Annotated in this window: 17 protein-coding genes; 5 read left to right on the forward strand and 12 right to left on the reverse strand. The window is 60.3% G+C overall.

The window, feature by feature from the left end; all coding sequences use genetic code 11:
- From ACTIEN_RS10305 to rlmJ, 5 genes are all read right to left on the reverse strand, one after another.
- Positions 1-423, reverse strand: a 423-nt coding sequence (locus ACTIEN_RS10305; RefSeq protein ID WP_439523046.1) for an ATP-binding cassette domain-containing protein, incomplete at its 3' end; no start/stop codon positions are given.
- A gap of 102 nt (positions 424-525) precedes the next feature.
- Positions 526-1,296, reverse strand: a complete 771-nt coding sequence (locus ACTIEN_RS10310) for a PhnD/SsuA/transferrin family substrate-binding protein (RefSeq protein ID WP_439523047.1) — start codon at positions 1,294-1,296, stop codon at positions 526-528.
- Positions 1,293-1,730, reverse strand: a complete 438-nt coding sequence (locus ACTIEN_RS10315; protein ID WP_439523048.1) for a TerB family tellurite resistance protein — start codon at positions 1,728-1,730, stop codon at positions 1,293-1,295. The genes ACTIEN_RS10310 and ACTIEN_RS10315 overlap by 4 nt, the downstream gene beginning before the upstream one ends.
- Before the next feature lie 41 nt (positions 1,731-1,771).
- On the reverse strand, positions 1,772-2,458 hold the full coding sequence (locus ACTIEN_RS10320; protein WP_439523049.1) for a hypothetical protein: 687 nt from the start codon (positions 2,456-2,458) through the stop codon (positions 1,772-1,774).
- Positions 2,458-3,222, reverse strand: coding sequence for a 23S rRNA (adenine(2030)-N(6))-methyltransferase RlmJ (gene rlmJ / locus ACTIEN_RS10325; protein ID WP_439523050.1), 765 nt, complete (start codon positions 3,220-3,222; stop codon positions 2,458-2,460). Before rlmJ ends, ACTIEN_RS10320 begins: the two co-directional genes overlap by 1 nt.
- A 189-nt stretch (positions 3,223-3,411) precedes the next feature.
- Here rlmJ and ACTIEN_RS10330 point away from each other — a divergent pair, with 189 nt between their 5' ends.
- Positions 3,412-4,677, forward strand: a complete 1,266-nt coding sequence (locus tag ACTIEN_RS10330) for a hypothetical protein (RefSeq protein WP_439523051.1) — start codon at positions 3,412-3,414, stop codon at positions 4,675-4,677.
- Positions 4,678-4,681: 4 nt separating this feature from the next.
- On the opposite strand, the gene ACTIEN_RS10335 is transcribed toward ACTIEN_RS10330, so the two are convergent.
- The 3 genes from ACTIEN_RS10335 to ACTIEN_RS10345 all read right to left on the reverse strand — a co-directional run bounded on the left by ACTIEN_RS10335 (position 4,682) and on the right by ACTIEN_RS10345 (position 7,419).
- Positions 4,682-6,325, reverse strand: a complete 1,644-nt coding sequence (locus ACTIEN_RS10335) for a CTP synthase (RefSeq protein WP_439523052.1) — start codon at positions 6,323-6,325, stop codon at positions 4,682-4,684.
- Positions 6,326-6,553: 228 nt separating this feature from the next.
- The gene (gene secG, locus ACTIEN_RS10340; RefSeq protein WP_439523053.1) at positions 6,554-6,928 is read right to left on the reverse strand and encodes a preprotein translocase subunit SecG; all 375 of its coding nucleotides are present in this window, start codon (positions 6,926-6,928) and stop codon (positions 6,554-6,556) included.
- Between the two features lie 95 nt (positions 6,929-7,023).
- The gene (locus tag ACTIEN_RS10345) at positions 7,024-7,419 is read right to left on the reverse strand and encodes a DUF6524 family protein (RefSeq protein WP_439523140.1); all 396 of its coding nucleotides are present in this window, start codon (positions 7,417-7,419) and stop codon (positions 7,024-7,026) included.
- A 248-nt stretch (positions 7,420-7,667) separates the two neighbouring features.
- Between ACTIEN_RS10345 and ACTIEN_RS10350 the strand changes: the two genes are divergently transcribed.
- Both ACTIEN_RS10350 and ACTIEN_RS10355 read left to right on the forward strand, forming a co-directional pair.
- On the forward strand, positions 7,668-8,960 hold the full coding sequence (locus tag ACTIEN_RS10350) for an adenylosuccinate synthase (RefSeq protein WP_439523054.1): 1,293 nt from the start codon (positions 7,668-7,670) through the stop codon (positions 8,958-8,960).
- Positions 8,961-8,977: 17 nt separating this feature from the next.
- Entirely contained in the window at positions 8,978-9,199 is a 222-nt protein-coding gene (locus ACTIEN_RS10355) for a DUF2842 domain-containing protein (RefSeq protein ID WP_439523055.1), read from the forward strand.
- A 123-nt stretch (positions 9,200-9,322) separates the two neighbouring features.
- Here ACTIEN_RS10355 and ACTIEN_RS10360 read toward each other — a convergent pair whose 3' ends face one another.
- Positions 9,323-11,653 (reverse strand): hypothetical protein, encoded by a 2,331-nt coding sequence (locus ACTIEN_RS10360; RefSeq protein WP_439523056.1) that lies wholly within the window; start codon positions 11,651-11,653, stop codon positions 9,323-9,325.
- Between the two features lie 223 nt (positions 11,654-11,876).
- On the opposite strand from ACTIEN_RS10360, the gene ACTIEN_RS10365 reads away from it, so the two are divergent.
- The gene (locus ACTIEN_RS10365; protein WP_439523057.1) at positions 11,877-12,560 is read left to right on the forward strand and encodes a thiamine diphosphokinase; all 684 of its coding nucleotides are present in this window, start codon (positions 11,877-11,879) and stop codon (positions 12,558-12,560) included.
- Here ACTIEN_RS10365 and ACTIEN_RS10370 read toward each other — a convergent pair.
- A complete protein-coding gene (locus tag ACTIEN_RS10370) occupies positions 12,484-13,428 on the reverse strand; it encodes a DMT family transporter (protein ID WP_439523058.1) in 945 nt (314 codons plus the stop codon). The genes ACTIEN_RS10365 and ACTIEN_RS10370 overlap by 77 nt on opposite strands.
- Positions 13,429-13,527: 99 nt before the next feature.
- The gene (locus ACTIEN_RS10375) at positions 13,528-14,901 is read right to left on the reverse strand and encodes an L-serine ammonia-lyase (protein ID WP_439523059.1); all 1,374 of its coding nucleotides are present in this window, start codon (positions 14,899-14,901) and stop codon (positions 13,528-13,530) included.
- Between the two features lie 539 nt (positions 14,902-15,440).
- Between ACTIEN_RS10375 and rpiA the strand changes: the two genes are divergently transcribed.
- Positions 15,441-16,223 carry a ribose-5-phosphate isomerase RpiA gene (gene rpiA / locus ACTIEN_RS10380; RefSeq protein WP_439523060.1) on the forward strand — a complete coding sequence of 261 codons (783 nt, stop codon included), beginning with the start codon at positions 15,441-15,443 and terminating at the stop codon, positions 16,221-16,223.
- Here the strand turns inward: rpiA and ACTIEN_RS10385 are convergent, their stop codons facing one another.
- A complete protein-coding gene (locus ACTIEN_RS10385) occupies positions 16,224-16,676 on the reverse strand; it encodes a GNAT family N-acetyltransferase (RefSeq protein WP_439523061.1) in 453 nt (150 codons plus the stop codon).
- Positions 16,677-16,867 lie beyond the last annotated feature (191 nt).

Genomic DNA, 16,867 nt, shown 5'->3' on the forward strand with positions numbered 1-16,867 from the left:
GATGCCGACCTTGTCGAGATAGCCGCGCGCCGCCTGTTCGGCCTCGGACCGGTCACGGCCCAGAACCGTCACGGGGGCCTCCATCACGTTTTGCAGGATGGTCATATGGGCCCACAGGTTGAACTGCTGGAACACCATGCTGAGATTGGTGCGGATGCGCAGCACCTGCTTGGGGTCAGCCGGGTGGCGGCCCAGGCCGCTGCCTTTCCAATGCACGGCTTCGCCCTTGAACAGGATATCGCCCTGCTGACTGTCCTCGAGAAGGTTGGCACAGCGCAGGATGGTGGATTTGCCCGATCCGGACGATCCGATCAGCGACACCACGTCCCCGCGATGCGCGGTGATGTCGACGCCTTTGATGACCTCAAGACTTCCATACTGCTTGTGCAGGTTGCGGATTTCGAGAACGGGCGTTTCTGTCACAGGTGGGCCTGACGGCTGAGATCGACGTTGCACCCGAAGATGGGGCCAAAAGGCGCAACGATGCAATGCAGAATTTGCCGGATTGCCCTGTGTGACCCTGCGTCACCCGGGCGGCGGCGCGGGAATGGGCTCTGCGAAATAGCGTTGCGCGTCCAGCACGCAAAAGGACATTGGCCCACCCAGTACGAACGGGTCTTCGGGTGCAAACGCCGTGGTCGCCGCCGTCAGCGCCGCGCGCAAGGGGGTGGGGTCGGTGCCAAGGCTGGTGATCAGCGGAAGAGCCGGCGTCGGTTTGGTGTGACCCGCGACATGGACGCGGGACGCGTTCGGATCATGGCGTTTCAGCAGGCGCCATGTAACGGCGTCGATATAGGCGATGTCGGCCCGACCTTCTGCCACGGCGGCCAGTGATGCCGCATGTGATCCGGTTTCGACAAAACCGGCGAATGCGGGGGCGGACGCAAAGGGCGCGGCCTGTTGCGAGGCAGCCCAGCCGGATTGGCTGTTGGCTGCGTTGTAGGCGAGACGCAGACCGTCGGCTGGGCTGGTCCGGCCCGTATCATCGGGTGGCCGCCCTGTGATCACGCGCGAATGGTAATGACCCTCGGTGCAGTTCAGCCCAAACCCCAGAGTGCCGACATAGCTGACCCGATCCTTGAGGGCAGTGCGAAACGGCAGGCCGCAGGTCATCGACAGGGCCAGATCGGGCGCGCGCCAATGGTCGTGCCAGTCGGTCGGCAAATCCTCGGGCGCGGTGAGGTCCGGGAGCGGACAGCCTTCGCGCGCGGCGCAGTCTTGCAGGATCGACCAGAACTCGCGCCACTGCGCCGCGTTCTCGTCCCGCCAGTACATCGGCAGGCTGGCGCGTGTCATGTGGTGTCGACGCGTTGCCGCGCCAACGCGCTGTCGCGGTCGTTGACGCCAAGCAGCTTGGACACGAGGCGCAAGAGCGCGTCTTCCTCGGCCTCGCGGACGCCATCGGCCAGCACAACCTGCCACAGCGCCTCGATCACCGCGATGCGGTCTTCGTAGGGCACGGCGTCCTTGATCGCGCCGGTAAAGCGGACGGTGTCGGGGGCTTCGGATTCGAGCACTTCCGCCTCGCCACGCAGTTTCGACGCCTCGAACGGCGACAGGCCATAGCGGGTGGCGGCGATCCTGTCGATGCGGGTTTTCTCGCTTTCGTCGTATTCGCCATCGGTGCGGGCGACGCGGACAAGCAGGGCGGTCAGGGCCAGACGCGCATCGGCATCGGGCAACGGGGCGGGGTCGGGCGCGGTGAGGCGCTTGAGGAAATCACCAAACATAAGAGGGATATATGCCGTGCGGGACGGTTCGCCAATGGGCGTTATCCCGAGAGATCCTCGACCTCGTAGAGAATGTCGTCGATGGCGATGCCGCCGGGATCGGTGTTCTGGATCGTCACCGCCGCCACGCCATAGCCGCTGCGCCATGCCAGCGAGATCACGCCGCGCCCCAGCGGCAGCACAAACTGGGTGATCAGCCGCGCGTTGACGTCATAAAGCGCCACTTCGGCCGCGCGCGGCATCGGGCGCTGGCCCAGCGGATCGGGGTATTCGGCGTGAACCCGCAAGCCAAAGGCGAATTGCGGATCATCAAAGGTCATCGCGATGCTGCCTTCGCCCCGGCCATCAGCCCCGGCAAGTCCCACCGGACCAAGCGGGAACAGCGCGTTTGAGCCAAATCCGTCGTGATGGGCGATGGTGAAATTCTGGCCGGACGCGCCGGGGATCACGCGGGGCGGCGCACCGGGAAGGCCGGTCAACCTGTCAAAGCGGCCATAGTCGGTGTCGGTTTCCCCAAGACCCTGACCCAGCAACCGCTCTGCGATGGACAGGCCCGGCGCGCGCCAGTGCTGGTCGAAATTGATGCCGGGTTCTGTGACCGAGGGCAGGCTGTCGAAGGTCTCGATCCGGTGGGGTTGAGAGCGCAGGTCGTCATAGGGCACCTTGCGCAGCTCTGCGGCCGTGGCAAGGCCAGGCAGGCAGACCAGAACGAGGGTCGCGCGCAGCATCACAGCGCCCTGAACAGCGCCGACAGGCGTTTGAGGTCTGGTCCGAGGCCATAAGGCGGGTTCACGATGAACAGGCCCGATCCGATCATGCGGTGGCCGTCGCGGGCCGGGGGAAACCGCACCTCGTGGGTGAGCGCATCGGTGTGATCGCCCTGAAGCGCGCGCAGCATCGGGGCCTGAGCGCCGGAGGTCAGGATCGGATACCAGATCATCACCACGCCGACATTCCATTTCCGGGTGATCGCGGCCAGCCATTTCGGCAGCGCGGCATAGTCGGCCTTGATCTCGTAACTGGGGTCGACCAGCATCAGGCCGCGGCGCGGTGTCGGTGGACACAGGCTTTGGGCCAGCGCGAGGCCGTCCTGTTTGTAACTCGTCACGCGCGGATCGCGCAGGTTGGAGCGAAGCGCGTCATATTCCTGCGGGTGCAGTTCGGCGAGGTGGAGCTTGTCCTCGGGCCGCAGCAATGCGCGGGCGATGGCGGGGGAGCCGGGATAGAGCCGATCCGGCTGGGCATTCAGCGCCTTGAGATAGGGGTGATCCTTTGGAAAGCCGCCGCGCAACCGCGCGATCCCCTGCGCGGCCTCTCCGGTCTTGACCGCTTCGGGGGCGTCGAGGTCATAGAGACCCCGGCCCGCATGGGTTTCGAGATAGGTCAACGGCTTGGGTTTGCGGGTCAGGTAGTCCAGCGCCAGCGCAAGGGCGGCGTGTTTGTGGACATCTGCGGCGTTGCCCGCGTGGTAGAGGTGTTGGTAGGACAGCATGGGGTGGTGATAGGGCAGATGGCGGGGAACGGGTAGGGGGATTTGTGCGGGGGTGGTGGTTACAAACTGGATTTGCTGAAAGAATGAAGCTGAGTTTGAAAATAGGTGATGTTAAAAAAACACCTGGGGTTGCGAACTATTTTGATTTATGTAACCTAATTTTTAACCTTTTCTAGTTTGGGCGCGAACATGTTTTCACCTCACAGGTTCTCTTCAGATGAGGAAATTCAAAAATCTTTGGAGCTATCAGGTTTTCTATTTGTGTATGGCGAAAATACGCTTAATCCAGAATTAGTAAACTTTTGCTATGACCAAAACTACGATCCTAGATTTTTCGCACAATTTTCTATGAATGATTATGCTTCTGCGCAAGGCGATCAAAAGATTTCATTTAAGAATATAGCTATCACAGAAGAATTTATACAGATTAAGACTACTATGGATTTTTCGGACAAGTGGAGCGCTATATATTCGCCAAGGACAGAGCCATTTCTTTGGGGTGACTCTGGCCTTATTGATAAAGCTACTTTTGTAGTTTTGAATGGACCCTATGTCTTTTTCTCAAATCGAAGTTTAGAGTGGAGATCAGGTGACTTCCGATTTGAATACTCAATGTTTGATGAGGTGCGTGAATGCCTCAAAGACCCGCGCTTGTGCAAAAAAAAGGTTATCGCCAGTGGAACTCTGACTGTCTTTTGTGAAAACGGTACAACCGTTATGCCTGATGTGGCTAGAATGCAGGCTTACCTTGCATCCCTAGCACTCACCTTCATAAGTGGAATTGGCGTTTCTATTGGACATGGCGAGTTGTCAAAGGATGAGGTTATTTCTTCACATTACATTGGCTTTATTCGATGTGACCCATTAACGCATCATAAGAATTGGTTTGATATTGAGATATTTAAGGATGCTGGCGATTTTTCAGAACGATATATGCAATTTCTCGTAAGCGAACCCAAAACATCACCAGTTACTTATGCAACTGACTTCTACCGAACATCTAATGCAATAAGGGATTCGAGCCTAGAGATGGCGGTAATAGCATCTTATAGCGCTTTGGAGGTTCTAGTGAGTTACATTCTCCGCGAAGAGGCGGGGTGGTCTAGCTCGTTACTTGGCCCACGCACAACAATGGCAGACAAAATGAGAGCTTGCACTCGATATTGTGGTCTTCGTGACACCCCACTCTCCAAGGCGAAGAGAATAAGAAAAAAGCTAAAATCATTTAATAATTATGACGATTATGACGTCTTCTCGGAAACGCGAAACTCAATAGTGCATGCTGACAAGTCTTTCAAACTAGAAGGTTTTGAGCTTCATGAAGTATGGCTTGCATCGCAGTGGCTTGTAGAGGTGCTTGTGTTCTACATGATTGATTACCGAGGAATGATGGCGGATCGACGGCCAATGACCGGTTGGCGCGGTGAATATAATTGCAAAGTACCTCTTGCATGAACACTCAAACCAAACGCGACACATCCTTCGCCGCCCGGACAAAATCCTTGAACAGCGGGTGCGGATCAAACGGTTTCGACTTCAGCTCGGGATGGAACTGCACACCGATGAACCACGGGTGATCCGACCATTCGACGATCTCGGGCAAACGGCCGTCCGGGGACATGCCGGAAAAGCACAGGCCCGCCTTTTCCAGCGCGTCCTTGTACTTGATGTCGACCTCGTAACGGTGGCGGTGGCGTTCGTCGATTGTGGTGGTGCCATAGATACCCGCCACGCGTGAGCCTGTTTTCAGCACGGCGTCATACGCCCCGAGGCGCATGGTGCCGCCCTTGTCGTCATCGACCTTGCGGTTGACCTTCTCGTTGCCCTGCACCCATTCCTTGAGGTGGTACACCACGGGTGTGAACCGCTTTTTCCCGGCCTCGTGATCGAATTCCTCGGACCCGGCATCGGGGAGTTTGGCGACGTTACGGGCGGCTTCGATCACCGCCATTTGCATGCCAAGGCAGATTCCCAGATAGGGCACGTTGTGTTCGCGGGCGAATTGGGCGGCCTTGATCTTGCCCTCGGTGCCGCGTTCGCCAAATCCGCCGGGGACAAGGATGGCGTGGTAGCCCTGAAGGTGGATCGCGGGGTCTTCGCGTTCGAAGATCTCGGCATCGACCCATTCGATATTGACCTTCACGCGGTTGGCCATGCCGCCATGGGTGAGCGCCTCTGCGATGGATTTATAGGCGTCTTCAAGCTGGGTGTATTTGCCGACGATGGCGACCGTGACCTCACCTTCGGGATTGTGGATGCGGTCGGCAACGTCGTCCCATTTCTGGAGGTTGGGCTTGGGGGCAGGGGTGATCTGGAACGCGTCCAGCACCGCCTGATCCAGCCCTTCGCGGTGATAGACCAGCGGCGCTTCGTAGATCGACTTGAGGTCTTGCGCGGCGATCACGGAATCGGGACGCACATTGCAGAACAGGGCCAGTTTCTCGCGTTCCTTGGTCGGGATCGGGCCTTCGGAGCGACACACGAGGATGTCGGGGGCGAGACCGATGGAGCGGAGTTCCTTGACGCTGTGCTGGGTTGGCTTGGTCTTCAGTTCGCCGGAGGCCTTGATGAAGGGCAGAAGCGTGAGGTGCATGAAGATGCACTGGCCACGCGGTTTGTCTTGGGAAAACTGGCGGATCGCCTCGAAGAAGGGCAGGCCTTCGATGTCGCCCACCGTGCCGCCGATTTCGCAGAGCATGAAATCCACCTCGTCTTCGCCGATCGAGATGAAGTCCTTGATTTCGTTGGTGACGTGCGGAATCACCTGGATCGTCTTGCCAAGGTAGTCGCCGCGCCGTTCCTTTTCGAGCACGTTGGTGTAGATGCGCCCGGAACTGATGCTGTCGGTCTTGCGGGCCGGCACGCCGGTGAAACGTTCGTAATGGCCCAAGTCCAGATCGGTTTCCGCGCCATCGTCGGTGACAAACACCTCGCCATGTTCAAACGGCGACATCGTGCCGGGATCGACGTTCAGATACGGGTCAAGCTTGCGCAGACGGACGGAAAAGCCGCGCGCCTGCAACAGCGCGCCAAGGGCGGCAGAGGCGAGGCCCTTGCCAAGCGAAGACACCACGCCGCCGGTGATGAAGATAAAGCGTGCCATGTGGTGAAACCTCCCGCGAAGCGCCTGCAAATCATGCAACCTGCGCAGCCCGGGGCGCGCAGTATCACGGGATTTGACCGGTAAAGGATTCGGCAGCGAAACGCAAGCCTGAACCCCCAGATGATGTTACGTCAGATTGGCGCACCTCAAGGGATTGTGGCCCCATGGTGCAAAGAAAAACGCGCGGTCGGTTTGGACCGCGCGTCGGTGTGTTGGATCAGGCCCGTGTCAGTCGGCGCGCGGCACAATTGGTGCGTCGGTGCTGCCGGACGAGGGAGGGGGCAAGAGACCATCCGTGGCAAGCGGATCGTCCGCCTGTTCCGTCGCAGGGGCGCTGCCGTCGCGGGTCAGGCGGTCCATGATGGAACTGCCCGATGCGTTCTGCGCGGCGATTATGGTCAGGGCGAGAGACGTGCAGATGAAAGCAATCGCCAGCACCCATGTCAGCTTGCCCAGCCCGGTTGCCGCGCTGCGGCTGCTGACCGAGCCACCGCCGCCGCCACCCATGGCCCCGAGTCCCCCGCCATCAGAGCGCTGCAGCAGCACGACGCCGATCAGCGAGAGCGCAAGAAGAAGGTGGATGGTGAGAACGACGTTTTCCATGACAGTCCCGGATGGCTTTCGTGAATGGGGGGTATCTAAGGCCAAGTGAAGCGTCGTGCAACCCGTGTTGGCCTATTCGGAACAGGAAGAAGGGACTATTCGTCGACGTCGTCCATGTCCGCCTGACCGGTGAGTTTGCGGCGCACGATGGACCAGCTGAGGCCGATGCCCAGAACCAGCGACAGCGCGACAATGCCGATCCAGGCGGTCATGTTGCGGTTCTGCAAGTCAAGATAGCCGAAATCATAGGCGACCCAAAGCAGCGCGCCGACAAGCGCCAGAATCAGCGCCATGCCGAACGCGCCGATAGAGCGCAACGTGGCACGCAGGTAGATGATGTAGCCCACCAACAGAACCAGCCCTGCCAGCACGGTGATCGACAACTGGTCCTGCCCGTCGGTCATGGCCCAGCGGGTGAAATTGTAGGGCGTCGGATTGTAGGTGGCGGTGACCAGGCAGAACGCAAAGAGCCAGCGCAGCAGGAATCCCATCATGTTCGCCCTTTCGTCGTCACTTCTGCGGTGTGATGGCCCGAACCGGGGCGGCCTGTCCAGAGGGCGTGTCATTTATCGGCGTGTGGTTGTGGCAAACGGGCAGATGTGGCCCGCCCGCAAACCGCCGTTGGGATCGATTTTTGCCGTGTGGTGCGATTTGAACGGAAAACCGGTTCCCACTGTCCGGTTTGCGCACTATACGGGCGCGGGTTTGACGGATGGAACTCCAGCAAAGGTCTATAGACATGGCGAATGTGGTGGTCGTGGGTGCCCAGTGGGGCGACGAGGGCAAAGGCAAGATCGTGGATTGGCTGTCCGAGCGGGCGGATGTGATCTGCCGCTTTCAGGGCGGTCACAATGCCGGTCATACGCTGGTGATCGACGGCAAGGTCTACAAGCTGCATGCGCTGCCCTCGGGTGTGGTGCGCGGCGGCAAGCTTTCGGTGATCGGCAACGGGGTTGTTCTGGACCCGTGGCACCTGATGTCCGAGATCGCGACGATCCGCGAACAGGGCGTCGAGATCACTCCGGACAACCTGATGATCGCGGAAAACACGCCGTTGATTCTGCCCTTCCACGGGGAATTGGACCGCGCCCGCGAAAACCAGAATTCGGTCGCCAAGATCGGCACCACCGGGCGCGGAATCGGTCCGGCCTATGAAGACAAGGTTGGCCGCCGCGTGATCCGCGTGGCGGACCTTGCCGACAACGCCACGTTGGAGCTGCGGGTGGACCGCGCGCTGGTGCATCACGACGCGCTGCGCCGTGGCCTCGGGCTGGAACCGGTAGACCGCGACGCTGTGCTGGCCAAACTGCGGGCCATCGCGCCCGAGATCCTGCCCTTTGCCGCGCCTGTGTGGAAAGTGCTGAACGAAAAGCGCAAGGCCGGCAAGCGCATCCTCTTCGAAGGCGCGCAGGGCGCATTGCTGGATATCGACTTCGGCACCTATCCGTTTGTCACCTCCTCCAACGTCATTGCTGGACAGGCGGCGACGGGGGTCGGCCTTGGGCCTGGCGCGATTGATTACGTGCTGGGCATCGTCAAGGCATACACGACCCGCGTGGGTGAAGGCCCGTTCCCGACGGAATTGCACGACGAAGACGGTCAGCAGCTGGGCGAGCGGGGGCATGAATTCGGCACCACCACCGGGCGCAAGCGGCGCTGCGGCTGGTTCGATGCCTGCCTCGTGCGCCAGACCTGCGTGACCAGCGGCGTGAACGGGATTTCCCTGACCAAGCTCGACGTTCTGGACGGGTTCGAAACGCTGAAAATCTGCGTCGGCTACGAGCTGGACGGGAAACACTACGATTACCTGCCCACGGCAGCCGACGAACAGGCGCGCTGCACCCCGATCTACGAAGAGATGCCCGGCTGGTCGGAAAGCACCGAAGGCGCGCGGTCCTGGGTCGATCTGCCCGCCGAGGCGATCAAGTATGTGCGTCGGATCGAGGAATTGATCGACTGCCCGGTTGCCCTACTTTCCACGTCACCCGAACGGGAGGACACGATCCTCGTGACCGATCCGTTCGCGGACTGAGGCAAAAGGGGGCGCAGATGGCGCTGAGCTACAAGGCACGCAAACGCTGGTCGCTGGTGATCCTGCTGGTGGGGCTGCCCGTCTATATCGTCGCCTGTGTGACGGTGATCAACTGGCTGGACCGTCCGTCGGTTCTGATCGAACTGCTGGTCTATGTGGGGCTGGGTGTCCTGTGGGCGTTTCCGTTCAAGTTCGTCTTCATGGGGGTTGGGCAGGAAGATCCGGACGCGGATCGGTGATCGGGTTCTGATCAGCATTGTAGAGCGTGACATCGCGTTTGGGGATGTCACCGGGCCCTGTCGCGGCACAAAAAAAGGCCGGACCGTCGGGTCCGACCTTTGTTTTTTGTCTGGTGGGCGGTCTTAACCAGCTGCGCGTGCGTTCGGTTTGAAGCCTATGGTGTCGGCAGCAGCAAAGCGGCCGCCGCCCATCTTCTGGATTTTGCCCTCGCGGAGAAGCTGGCCAAAGCTGCGCAGGCGTTCTTCGCGCGAGCTGGCTTCGCCTTCGGCCTGAAGCAGTTTGGTCATCAGCTGCGGACGCGAGAACTGATCGCGGCCTTCGACAAACGACATGTAGGCTGCGGCGGCTTCCAGAAGTTCGGGCAGGGTATGTGCGCCCTGGCTTTCGGCGAAATCCGCAAACCCCGTGTCATCGCCTGCCGATGCGTCAGCCGTTTCCGCCGCCGCTTCGGTGCTGCGCAGAACGCGGCGGGGGCGCACAGGGGCCAGGTCTTCGACGTCGATGCGCTGTTCGGCAACCAGTTTCAGCGGAGCCGGACGAACCGGCGCGGGGCGCTCGGACCGGGCTTCGGTAACTTTGGGGCGGCGCGGGCGCACGGCATCGGCGAGGTCTTCGCGATAGGGGACTTCTTCATCGACGGTTTTCTTGCCGAAACCCAGCAGACGGTCTGCCTTGGTGGCGGCAACAGCGGCGCGCAGATGCGCAATGGCGCTGCGGCGGCGGTTGCCTTCGGGTTCGTCCATTTCGGTATCGGTCTTGTCGGCAAGACGGTCGACGGAATGGTCGTCCTCTTCGATTGACGTGTCGGTCAGCATGGCGCGGCCGGGGCTGGTCAGCTTGACTGCCTTGCGGATGTTGGCGGTGGCCTCTTCCTCGTCTGCTTCGGACAGAATGGGCGCATCGTCGTCTTCGGCGCTGTCGTCATCGTCGTCATCGTCAAAGTTCCAGTCGTCGTCCTCTTCGATCTCGGCGTGCAGGGCAGCGAGTTCGCGGGCAAGCTCTTCTTCCTGTTCACGGGTGAGCGAGCTGTCTTCGAGGCTGGGAACGGGGGCGGAGGCGATGTCGTCGTCTTCATCCTCTTCGTCGTATTCCTCGATTTCACCGGCAGCCAGAGCGGCTTCGACATCCGAACGCTTGGCCTTGCTGACACGCGCAACGATCGGTGCGCGGGCGTCTTCGGCGATGTCGTCGTCGATCTCTGCCGCGCCTTCGAGGACCAGCGGTTCATCGTCGTCTTCGGCGTAAACCTCATCGTCTTCGTCGTCGGTCACATCCGACGCCGCGGCCTGTGCAGAGGCGGCCCGTGCTTCGAGAGCCGCGATCTTGGCGCGCAGGGCCTCGAGTTCGCGTTGGGCGTCTGTGGCGGCACTGTCAACGGCGGTGTCGTCTTCATCTTCGTCGTCATCGTCAAAGGACGCATCGGACAGGACAGCATCCTCCTCGAATTCATCCTCATCCATGTCGATCTGGTCATTCACAACGGCCGCGATGGTATCGGCGAACAGATTGTCGTCCTCGTCAGACGCGTCGTCCATTGCAACATCGGTTTCGGCGCGCGCGTCTGTGGCGTCGACAAAGCCGGGGATTTCGGCATCTGCGTCGATGACATCGTTTTCGTCATCGCCGTCACCGTCGGGGCCGGACATGGCGTGTTCGTCTTCGATGTATTCCGGAGCGGCCTGCGATTTGGCGGCAACCACGGCGCGGATGCGCTGCAGCTTGTCCGCGACGCTGTCGATGACGGGCGCCGCCGAGGGGGCGACGTCTTCGATCTCGGTGGGTGCCATGTCCTTTGCCGCCACGTCAGCAAGGCGGTTGGATCTTGCGCCATGTGCGGAGATCAGATCGTCGATGCTCGACTCTTCCGAAGTGTCTTCCTCGAGGTTGAGAATGTCATTGGCGTCGATGGCATATTGTTCGACCGGTTCAAGTGACAGGTCCGACAGGTCGATGTCTGTCAAGTCGATGGACACATCTTCGTCTTCAAGGAATTCGTCATCCGCGATGACATCGGCCATTTCGACTTCGGAAATTGTCGCAACCTCGGGACGCTCTGGCACCTGAATGTCATTGAGCGTCAGGCTGCCCGAGTCATCCAGTGCCTCTTCTGCCTCTTCTGCCTCTTCTGCCTCTTCGACCTGCGGGTCAGCGGCGACAAACGCGGACTGCTTTGGTGTGTTCGCGACAGCCAGAGCGGTAGCAGCCACTCCAGCCGTCGCGCCCACGGAGGCTGCGTCCGACGATTGTTCCGGTGCGACATCCCCTCGCGGCGGTCCGGCTTCATCGGTCGGGCGCAGAACCAGGTTGCCCTTTTCAAAGCGTGCCTCGACCCGGCGCTCGATCTCGCGCTCGGCAATCCGGGCCAGCATCTCTGCATCCGGGGTCGGCGGTTCAGCGCCAAAATATCGATCATCCTGGGCCAGATCGCGGAAGTACTCCGCAATCGCTTTCATGGTATCGAAGGAGTTGTCAAAACCTTCGAGCGTACATGAAAAGGTACCGTAGGATACCGTGAGTATTTTGTTTGAACTCACCATAGAAACACTCGCTTTCCAAACTTCTGCGATGGTCTTGGTAGCATGTTTACCAAGACCAAAGAGCATCGAATCTGTGCCTTGCACGGTATCATTTCGTGACCTGATTGTGATCTGTTTCGGCTTTCGCCATTAATCAGCCATGAATCATGCAATTGTTTTCTCTGACGAACCAGTCTTGCTTGTCGGTGGTGCCACCGGCGACAATACCCAGCTCTTGCAGCTATTGACCGAGGTTCACACCGTTGTCGCGGCTGATAGCGGAGCAGACTGGCTTCGGGCCGTCGGGCGGTTGCCGGATGCGTTGATCGGCGATCTTGATTCCGTATCGCAGGAAACGCGCGCCGCCATGCCGCCGGGGACCGTTTACCACATTTCCGAGCAGGACAGCACCGATTTCGACAAGGCGCTGCGGTCGATTGCCGCGCCGTTGATCATCGGCATCGGGTTTCTGGGCGGGCAGGTGGACCATCTGCTGGCGGCGATGACGGTGCTGGCACGCTATCCGGATCGGGCCATTGTTCTGGTCGGAGACCACGACGTGGTGGCGCATGTTCCGCCGCGCCTGCACCTGCCCCTGGCGGCGGGCACCCGGGTGTCGCTTTATCCGATGCGGCCGGTTGAAGGGGTGTCCACGGGGTTGTGTTGGCCGATCGACGGGATCGCCCTGTCGCCGGGAACCCGCGTGAGCACGTCGAACCGTGCGGATGGGCCGGTATCGCTGACGGTGCAAGACTCCGGGTTGCTGGTTATTCTGCCAGTGTCTGAGCGGGACGTGGTACAACAGGCGCTGGTCCGGGCAGACGGCTTATGGCCTGTTCTCTGAACACGATATAAAGGCCCGAGGCGACGGTGATCGCAATGCCGACGCTCGCCAATGTGTTGGGCAGGTCTCCGAACACGGCAAAGCCGATGATCGTTGCAATCGGGATTTCAAGATACTGCATCGGCGCAACCGTGGCGGACGGCGCATAGCGCAGCGACCATGTCATCAGCAGGTGCGCCAGCGTCCCTGACAGCCCGATGGCAAGCAAGAGCGTCCATGTGGTGCTGTCCAATGCGCTGTCCCATGCAAGGATCGGGGCGGTCATTCCGGGGATCAGGAACATCGCCGGGGCCATCATGAGGACAGCCATGACACCCGACACCGCCTGAAGGCCGATGGGGTCCGTTTCCTTGGCGATTTTGCGTGTGACCAGCATGAACAGCGCAAAATTGACCGCGACGCCCAGTGGCAGCAGGGCAGGCCAGCCAACCTCCTGGAACGAGGGCTGGATCACCAGAAGCGTGCCCAAAAAACCTACGGCACAGGCGAGCATGCGGCGCAGGCCGACCTCTTCCCCCAGAACATAGTGGCCAAGCAGCAGCATGATGAACGGCATCACGAAGGCAATCGCGATCGCGTCGGCCAGCGGCAGGTAATACAGCGCCGAGACCATCATCCCGATTCCAAGAATGTGCAGGATCGTGCGCACCAACGTCAGGCCCAGAACGCGGTTCGACATGCGCCAGATCCGGCCTGTCATGGCGATGATCGGGATCAGGACCAGCGCCTGAATGGCAAAGCGCACCAGCAGCAATTGGCCAAGCGCCACCTCGGACGACAGGATCTTTGCAATTGCGTCCCCCATCGGAGCGACGACGCAAAAGCCGAGCATAAGCGCAATTCCGAGTGTTGGACGATCCTGTGTCATACAAAACGCTACCCTTGGTTGTGCGATGCTGTCAACGCTCACCCAGCGCCATCTGTACGGGCGTAAAATTGGCCGATTTTCGCTAATATTGGTCTGTGTTTAGCAGTTCGGGATATTGACCGCCAATCCCCCCAACGACGTTTCTTTATACTTCTCATGCATGTCGGCCCCGGTCTGGCGCATCGTTTCGATGGCCGAATCGAGCGGCACAAAATGCGTGCCGTCACCGCGCAGCGCGAGGCTGGCTGCAGACACGGCCTTGATCGCACCCAACCCGTTGCGTTCGATGCAGGGCACCTGAACAAGCCCCTTGACCGGATCACAAGTCATGCCGAGGTGGTGTTCGAGCGCGATCTCGGCGGCGTTTTCGATCTGTTCAGGCGTGCCGCCCAGCACGGCGCACAGACCGGCGGCGGCCATGGCGCTGGCGCTGCCGACTTCGGCCTGACACCCGGCCTCGGCGCCGCTGATCGACGCATTGAACTTGACCAGACCGCCAATCGCGGCGGCGGTCAGAAGAAAGTCCGGAATGCGCTTGGTCGTGGCCCCCGGCACATGGTCAAGGTAGTAGCGCAGCGTTGCAGGCACCACGCCCGCCGCGCCGTTGGTCGGGGCCGTGACCACCTGACCACCCGCGGCGTTTTCCTCGTTCACCGCCATGGCGTAGACGCTCATCCAGTCGTTGATCGTGTGCGGCGGGCTGAGATTCATGCCGCGTTCGGCCAGCAGTTTCTCGTGAATGCCCTTGGCGCGGCGTTTCACGTTAAGCCCGCCGGGCAGGATGCCATCGTTTTCCAGCCCACGGTCAATGCAGTCGTTCATCACTTCCCACAGACGTTTTATGCCGCCGTCGAGGTCAGACACCGACCGCCGCGACAGTTCATTCGCGCGTTTCATCTCGGCGATGGTGAGGTGCGAAATCTGCGCCATTTCAAGCATGTCTGCGGCGGATTTGAACGGGTAAGGCACGGCCGGTCCGTCTGCGCTATCCTTTCCGGCGTCCAGTTCGGCTTGCGTCATCACGAAACCGCCGCCGATGGAGTAGTAGGTTTCCTGCAGAATGACGTCGCCCTGGGCGTCTGTTGCGCGCAGGATCATGCCATTGGCGTGGCCGGGCAGGTTGGGGCCGAAATCAAAGGTCAGGTCCGTCTCGGGGTCAAAGGTGAGGGGTGGCAGTCCGTCTGGCGTGACGGTCTTGTTTTCCTTGATCCGGGCAAGGGTGGCTTGTGCCGCGTCGCGGTCGTAGGTTTCGGGAACAAAGCCCGCAAGACCAAGGATCGTGGCGCGGTCGGTGGCATGGCCGACCCCGGTAAAGGCCAGTGACCCATGCAGCGAGGCGCGCACGCCGTTGGCGGTGAACGGAGCGGCGCGAAGCCGATCAAGAAAGCGCGCGGCGGCCACCATCGGCCCCATCGTGTGGGATGAGGACGGACCGATGCCGACCTTGAACATGTCGAACACAGACAGAAACATGGTTAAATCGCGCTCCTTTCCGGAGAGTTGCGTTGTCAGGGACATGGTGCAGGACAAAGTCGCTCATGAACAGCGGTGTATCGCGGGCGAGATGACCAAGAAGCAGCGAAAGCGGCGGGTGACGGCGAAAAAACGCAGCATTTAACCGTGTCTTTACCCGGATGCGGCATCTTTGCCGAAGATGACATTCATTTGGGGGCAAAGATGCTTCAGACTCTGAACAAAATCGCCTGGTTTGCAGCGGCCTTGGCCATTCTGGCGTGGGCCTTCATGCCGAATCTGGTGTCCGCGCATACCGTCATGATGCCAAAGGTGCCTTTGGTCGTAGCCACTGCGCTTGCCCCGCCAACGGTCCCGGCACCGCAGACGCTTTTTCCGCAATTCAGGCGAAGTCCAACCAAATAAGCGGGCAATCCTTGTCCTGGATGCAGCCTGATGATGGAGCGGCAGCGGTCGGTCGCATTTCTTTGGCAATTCGGTCTCGCCCCCTGCCTCTTGACGGCCTATAAGGCGGCAACATCTGCCCAAGGAGCTGCCCCATGTCCGGAGAATTGTCGCCCATCGACAAGGCCAAATATGTCGCCGCAAAACGCGCCGCCGATCTGGTAGAGAATGGCATGCGGGTGGGGCTCGGCACCGGGTCGACTGCCGCGTGGCTCGTGCGCCATCTTGGCGAACGGGTCCGCGATGAAGGTCTGCGTATTCAGGGTGTGCCCACATCCACCCGCACGGCGGAACTGGCCCGCGATGTCGGAATCGAAGTGATCACGCTGGACGAGGCAAAGACACTGAACCTGACCATTGACGGGGCTGACGAATTTGACGGCAATCTCAATCTGATCAAGGGCGGCGGCGGCGCGTTGTTGCAGGAAAAGATCGTCGCGGCTGCCAGTGAAGAGGTGGTGATCATCGCGGATGCCGCCAAGGAGGTTGGTACCCTTGGGGCGTTCCCCCTGCCGATCGAGGTGATCCCGTTCGGCTGGACCACAACCCAAATGCTGGTTGAAGAACTGCTGGTCTCGGCTGACGTGATGGGGCGCAAGATCACCTTGCGCATGAACGGCGACAAGCCGTTCCGCACCGATGAAGGCAATCACATCCTTGACCTGCATCTGATCCGAATCGGCAACCCCCGTCAGCTTGCCATGGCGCTGAACCAGATGCCGGGTGTGGTGGAAAACGGGTTGTTCATTGATCTGTGCGACAAGGTCATCATCGGCTACAGCGATGGCCGGGTCGAAACCCGCGACATCAATGAAGGCACGGTCAGCGAAGATCGCGTCAATCTGATCGAGACCGACAATCTGTTTTCGGATATCTGATCAGCGCGCGTTCAGCGGCTTTTCGAAATAGACCCGGTCAAAGCCATCTTCGCTGCGACGCTCGGTTTCGCGATATCCAAGACGCGGATACAATGCGATATTCGCCACCATCGCCGCGTTGGTATAAAGCGTGACCGCGCGAAGACCCTTGGCGCGGGCGGTGTCTTCGCACAGCGTGATCAATTGGCGGCCGATGCCCTGACCCGACCAGTCGGGATGTACGGCCACGTTTTCAAGAAACATGTCGTCGCCTATGGGAAAAAAGACAATGTATCCCGCAAGCCCATCAGTGTGTGGCGCAACCCAGACCCAGTTTCGGGCGATCTGGTCGGAAAAATCGGCGACCATCGGCGCAGGTTCCCGACCGATCAGGGGCACATACTGGGCATAGGCGGCGCGGGCACAGGTCTTGATGTCGGACAGGTCAGCCAGCGTTGCGCGGCGAAGGGTCATGTCGCACTCCGTTTGGTCCAGTGCCGCCGGCCAACAGAAGGTCGGCTGTCACAATGTTGTGGTTGCGCGCACCTTCCGACCGGGTCGTGATCGGGCTGTCGTATCTGTTATGGTTAATTGCGGTCTGTTCGTTTGGACTTTGACGGTAGGGGGAATTTTTGCAGCGGGCAACGGCTGGAACGTGAAACCGT

Origin of the sequence: Marivita sp., from assembly GCF_051859345.1 — a bacterium.
Classification (GTDB): domain Bacteria; phylum Pseudomonadota; class Alphaproteobacteria; order Rhodobacterales; family Rhodobacteraceae; genus Marivita.

Bases quoted from the DNA above. Each gene is read 5' to 3' on its own strand.
- ACTIEN_RS10310 (WP_439523047.1), bottom strand. From the start codon at position 1,296: ATGACACGCGCCAGCCTGCCGATGTACTGGCGGGACGAGAACGCGGCG.
- ACTIEN_RS10315 (WP_439523048.1), bottom strand. From the start codon at position 1,730: ATGTTTGGTGATTTCCTCAAGCGCCTCACCGCGCCCGACCCCGCCCCG.
- ACTIEN_RS10320 (WP_439523049.1), bottom strand. From the start codon at position 2,458: ATGCTGCGCGCGACCCTCGTTCTGGTCTGCCTGCCTGGCCTTGCCACG.
- rlmJ (WP_439523050.1), bottom strand. From the start codon at position 3,222: ATGCTGTCCTACCAACACCTCTACCACGCGGGCAACGCCGCAGATGTC.
- ACTIEN_RS10330 (WP_439523051.1), top strand. From the start codon at position 3,412: ATGTTTTCACCTCACAGGTTCTCTTCAGATGAGGAAATTCAAAAATCT.
- ACTIEN_RS10335 (WP_439523052.1), bottom strand. From the start codon at position 6,325: ATGGCACGCTTTATCTTCATCACCGGCGGCGTGGTGTCTTCGCTTGGC.
- secG (WP_439523053.1), bottom strand. From the start codon at position 6,928: ATGGAAAACGTCGTTCTCACCATCCACCTTCTTCTTGCGCTCTCGCTG.
- ACTIEN_RS10345 (WP_439523140.1), bottom strand. From the start codon at position 7,419: ATGGGATTCCTGCTGCGCTGGCTCTTTGCGTTCTGCCTGGTCACCGCC.
- ACTIEN_RS10350 (WP_439523054.1), top strand. From the start codon at position 7,668: ATGGCGAATGTGGTGGTCGTGGGTGCCCAGTGGGGCGACGAGGGCAAA.
- ACTIEN_RS10355 (WP_439523055.1), top strand. From the start codon at position 8,978: ATGGCGCTGAGCTACAAGGCACGCAAACGCTGGTCGCTGGTGATCCTG.
- ACTIEN_RS10360 (WP_439523056.1), bottom strand. From the start codon at position 11,653: ATGAAAGCGATTGCGGAGTACTTCCGCGATCTGGCCCAGGATGATCGA.
- ACTIEN_RS10365 (WP_439523057.1), top strand. From the start codon at position 11,877: ATGAATCATGCAATTGTTTTCTCTGACGAACCAGTCTTGCTTGTCGGT.
- ACTIEN_RS10370 (WP_439523058.1), bottom strand. From the start codon at position 13,428: ATGACACAGGATCGTCCAACACTCGGAATTGCGCTTATGCTCGGCTTT.
- ACTIEN_RS10375 (WP_439523059.1), bottom strand. From the start codon at position 14,901: ATGTTTCTGTCTGTGTTCGACATGTTCAAGGTCGGCATCGGTCCGTCC.
- rpiA (WP_439523060.1), top strand. From the start codon at position 15,441: ATGTCCGGAGAATTGTCGCCCATCGACAAGGCCAAATATGTCGCCGCA.
- ACTIEN_RS10385 (WP_439523061.1), bottom strand. From the start codon at position 16,676: ATGACCCTTCGCCGCGCAACGCTGGCTGACCTGTCCGACATCAAGACC.